This window comes from Streptomyces sp. YS-3 (genome assembly GCF_045257485.1).
GTDB lineage: Bacteria > Actinomycetota > Actinomycetes > Streptomycetales > Streptomycetaceae > Streptomyces.
The window spans coordinates 1-4,265 of the sequence record NZ_JBJHPC010000596.1; the positions used below are offsets into that span (position 1 = coordinate 1).

Here is a 4,265-nt window from a genome sequence, read left to right on the forward strand (position 1 = left end):
CCGTGGGGGATGGGGGCCGCGCCTGCTGCTGCCTAGCCGGCGTGGCCGGCGAGGCTCGGACGCGGAGCGATGACCGGGACGCCAGCCGCCCATGTCCGCGCGGCCGTGCTCAGGCCGTCATCGGGTCCCGATCACGGTCTTCGCGCTCGCTGACGCCGGTGCCGCCACTCCCGCCTCTCCTCTGGCGCGCGTTGACATACAGGACCAGCAGCGACGCCATGCCCGTGAAGGCCAGCGTGATGATCACCGACCAGGTCGCGACGTGTCCGTAGCCTCCCGGCTCGCGCGGGTCGAGGAAGTCGTACGGGTACCAGCCCACGTGCGGCCCGCGCAGAAGGGAGTAAGCGAGGTAGAGCAGCGGGAAGGCGAGCCAGGGCAGAGACTGGGTCCAGGAGATGCGGCGCGGCGGAGGACGCAGTAGCCAGTCGGCGAGGAAGGCGGCCGGGATGACGCCGTGCACAACGTCGTTGGCCCAGATGATCGTGTTCGCATCGATGGTTCCGGCCAGCAGGGTCCAGTACACCAGTCCTGTGATCACCAGATAGAGGGTGGCGGCACCGCGCAACAGGTCGGGGACGGGGCGGGTGCCGCGCAACAGGGCCAGCCCACCGGTCAGCAGGACGGCGGCGCCGAGCAGGTTGGAGAGATTGGTGAAATACGAGATCCAGTTCGCTGCGCCCTCGTCGGTGTGCGTTGCCCGGTCGAGCGAGGTGGCGAGGGCCGCGGCGCCCAGCAGCGCCAGCCCTATTTTGGCCGAACCTTCCAGCTTGGTGCTTAGAGACATGACCTGGATATTACGTGCGTGTAGATCGGTGGAACCTCTGCGCCTTTCCGGCCCCGGCCCGGTGGCCCCAGAGGGCGGTCTCGGCCTGTATCTGCTTGTCGGGCCAGTCCGGTTGCGGGAGGCGCCCGCGAGGAGGAGGGGGCCGCTGGATCCCGCCGACCTCGCCACCGTGGAGCGGGCCCTGGCCGAACTCGGCTATGTGAGCGTCCCCGAAGAACTGCTGGATAGCGACTACGACGGCTCCAGCGCGCTGGAGCACTTCGCAGCACGGCCCACCTGGTGGACACGATCCTTCGGCATGGTCGGGTAGAGGCGGTGGAGGCGCCTCCCGTCGGGGCCTGGAAGGGACCGGCGCCCGGACTCCGACGAGCACCGCGCGACCGCTACGAGGCCAGCGAGCTTCAAGCCCTCCCGGTATGCGATCCGTGAACTCACCAGCTGCTCGCTCCCGGGGGTAGCCGGCGTTGCTGAGCATCGGCCCTGCTGTGGCCGTGGCGACGGCCATGGGGTGGGGGAGAGGTCAGTTTTGGCGGCTGGGGAGCATGGCCAGAGCCTGGGAGCGCTTTGCGACGAGGTCGTCGTAGGTGCCGTCGCGCTCGGCCCAGCGGTGGGTGAGGACCCGCTCGACCAGGATCTCCTCAGGGGTGGGGTTCCGCGAGAGCAGCTGCATGACCTCGGCGGCGAAGTCGTCAAGCGGCAGTGCCTGCGGGTTCACTTTCTCCTGCCCTGCCGTGGCGACGGCCGGGGGGACGAGCTCGACGACGCTGACGCCGGTGCCGTCCAGTTGCGCGCGCAGTGCCTCCGAGTAGGCGTGCACCGCGGCTTTCGAGGCGGCGTAGGTGGGCATGGGCGGGAACGGCAGGAAGGCGATGCCGGAGGTGACGGTAAGGAAGGTGCCGGCGCCGCGTTGGACCAGGTGTGGGGTGAAGGCGTCGACGACCCTGATGGTGCCGACCAGGTTGGTGTCGATCGTCTTGTGTGCCGCCGCGAAGTGGGCCGGATCGCGCAGGTCCTCCAGGAGCATGACCCCCGCCATGGTCACCACAGTGTCCAGCTCGGGGTACCGGACGAGTACGGCGTCGCGGGCACGTGCGACGGAGGCACCGTCGGTGACATCGATGCCGAATGTGCCGATGCCTTCGTCGGAGAGTTCCAGGAGCGCCTCTGCGCCGCGACCGCCGACGGCCACGGTGCTGCCCGCCGCGGCGAACCGCCGGGCCAGTTCCCGGCCGATGCCGGACGTTCCGCCGACGATGAAAACGGTGCGGTTGGAGAGATCCACGAGGCCTTCCCTTCAGTTCAGAGCACCCACGGCGTTGAGACCCGCGGCGCTGTTCAGCGATGATCTCTGTCCTTTTCGAACAGTGATATCGCCAGTCTCGACCGGCTCCGCCGAGCGCGGCAGGGTCCCCGTCTTCCCTGGTCCTGCCAGGGCCCCCCTTCAGACGCACACACCGCATTACGGTGGTGTGGTGAAGGATGAGGAATCGGACAACCAACTCGGCAGCTACCTCCGCGCCCGGCGCGACCTGGCCTCCCCGGCACAGGCAGGGCTCCCGCCCGGCGGCAACCGCCGCGTACCCGGCCTGCGCCGTGAGGAAGTCGCCCTGCTCGCCGGAATCAGCCCGGACTACTACCTGCGCCTGGAACGGGGGCGCGACAAGAACCCCTCACCTCAGGTCCTCGAATCACTCGCGCGCGCCCTGAACCTCGACGACGTCGAGCGGACCTATCTGCTCGGCCTCGCAGCGGCACGCCCCAGGGCGCCGCGCCGCAAGCGACCCGAGCACGTACCGGCACGCGTGCACCAACTCCTCGCCCACCTTCCCATCCCCGCGTTCGTCGAAGGACGCGCCTTCGACGTATTGGCCTCCAACCCCATGGCTCTCGCCCTCTCCCCCCGTCTGCGACCCGGCGAGAACCGGCTTCGTTCCCTCCTCCTCGACCCGGAGGAACAAGCCTTCCAGCAGGACTGGGCGAAAGCCACCGCCGACTTCATCGCCGCTCTTCGCACCACCATCGGGGATGACACCGGCAACCCCCGGTTCGTCGAACTTGTCGGAGAGCTCGCACTGTCCAGCCAGCGGTTCCGCACTCTGTGGGCCCGGCACGACGTCCGCAACCTGGACGGAGGCACCACCACCGTCCACCACCCCGTCGTCGGCGAACTACGCCTCCACCGCGACAAACTCCCCATCGACGACGTCATCCTCGTTGTCTACTACCCCGACAAGGACAGCGACAGCGACGAGAAGCTGCAGCTGCTCGCCGCGCTCGCACACACCGAATCCACCGACACAGCACACGGTAAGCCCGTGGACATCCCCGGCCCGAAGACACCCTGACGAGCACTGGCTGTCTGGCGCCACAGTCAGAACGGCCCGCCAAGAACTCCGCCATCCCCGGACCGTCTCGGCGCCCGGTCATTCGTCGTTGCCTATCAGCCTCGCGACCGTTTCGGGGCGTCAAGGGATCCGGGCGTGTGAAGCCTGAGACACACTGCGTAATCTGATGTCGTTCATTCGTGCGACATGGGAGATGACGTGGAGTTTCGGCTGCTTGGCGAAGTGGGGGTGGCGACCCGCACCTGCGATCTGCCGCTCGGGCCGACCAAGCGGCGCAGTGTGCTCGCCACGCTCCTCCTGCGGTGCAACGCGGCCGTCCCGGTGACGCAGCTGATCGACGCGGTGTGGGAGGAGGCACCTCCCGCTCACGCCCGTACCGTCGTGCATGGACATGTCTCCCGCCTGCGCGTGCTGTTCGGGGAGGGCGAACTCGACGAGTACGGCGTACGGCTGTCCACCCACGGCTCCGCCTACCTGCTGGAGCTGCCCGAAGGGATCCTCGACGTACACCGCTTCGAGGAGCTGGTGAGGCGCGGTCAGCGGCAGGAGAGGCCCGAGGACACCGCCTCGGTGCTGCGCGAGGCGCTCGGCCTCTGGCGTGGCCCCGCTCTCACCGGAACCGTGCCCAGCGCCATGCTGTGCGCCGCCGCCCAGGCGCTTGAGGAGACCCGGCTCTCCACGGTCGAGCGACTGGCCGAGGTGTACGGGCTGCTCGGTGACTTCCCGCCGGCCGTCGCCCTGCTCAAGACGGAGGCGGCGGCGTACCCGCTGCGCGAGTCCCTGACGGCCGCGCTGATGAGCACCCTGTTCCGGGCCGGCCGCCAGTCCGACGCCCTCGACTGGTACCACCGCACCCGCGGTCTGCTTGCCGAAGAACTCGGCATCAGCCCCGGCTCCGCGATGCGCGCGGCGTACGAGGAGATCCTCCGCGGCGACCTGCCGGACCACCGGCCGTCGGCCGCGATGCCGCAGGGGCTCGCGGTGGAGTCGGCGCCGGTGGAGTCGCCGCGTACGGGCATGGGCGGGGAGGGCCCGCGCATGCCCGGCGTGAGCACGGGCGGGTCCGGGCAGCCGCGTCCGCACGGCCATGCGACCGGGGGCCCGGCGGCCATGACCGCCGGGCCCCCGGTCGCATG

The 4,265-nt window shown here is 69.7% G+C and carries 5 protein-coding genes; 3 read left to right on the forward strand and 2 right to left on the reverse strand.

Annotated elements, in window-relative coordinates; genetic code table 11:
* Nucleotides 1-109 precede the first annotated feature (109 nt).
* A complete protein-coding gene (locus ACJA3G_RS31440) occupies nucleotides 110-784 on the reverse strand; it encodes a Pr6Pr family membrane protein (protein ID WP_406556441.1) in 675 nt (224 codons plus the stop codon).
* A gap of 169 nt (nucleotides 785-953) precedes the next feature.
* Between ACJA3G_RS31440 and ACJA3G_RS31445 the strand changes: the two genes are divergently transcribed.
* The gene (locus tag ACJA3G_RS31445) at nucleotides 954-1,094 is read left to right on the forward strand and encodes a hypothetical protein (protein WP_406556442.1); all 141 of its coding nucleotides are present in this window, start codon (nucleotides 954-956) and stop codon (nucleotides 1,092-1,094) included.
* Between the two features lie 210 nt (nucleotides 1,095-1,304).
* Here the strand turns inward: ACJA3G_RS31445 and ACJA3G_RS31450 are convergent, their stop codons facing one another.
* On the reverse strand, nucleotides 1,305-2,066 hold the full coding sequence (locus tag ACJA3G_RS31450) for an SDR family oxidoreductase (RefSeq protein ID WP_406556443.1): 762 nt from the start codon (nucleotides 2,064-2,066) through the stop codon (nucleotides 1,305-1,307).
* A 190-nt stretch (nucleotides 2,067-2,256) separates the two neighbouring features.
* Between ACJA3G_RS31450 and ACJA3G_RS31455 the strand changes: the two genes are divergently transcribed.
* The gene (locus ACJA3G_RS31455) at nucleotides 2,257-3,129 is read left to right on the forward strand and encodes a helix-turn-helix transcriptional regulator (RefSeq protein WP_406556444.1); all 873 of its coding nucleotides are present in this window, start codon (nucleotides 2,257-2,259) and stop codon (nucleotides 3,127-3,129) included.
* Between the two features lie 198 nt (nucleotides 3,130-3,327).
* On the forward strand, nucleotides 3,328-4,265 hold a 938-nt coding region (locus ACJA3G_RS31460), incomplete at its 3' end, for a BTAD domain-containing putative transcriptional regulator (protein ID WP_406556445.1).

Bases quoted from the DNA above. Each gene is read 5' to 3' on its own strand.
- ACJA3G_RS31440 (WP_406556441.1), bottom strand. From the start codon at position 784: ATGTCTCTAAGCACCAAGCTGGAAGGTTCGGCCAAAATAGGGCTGGCG.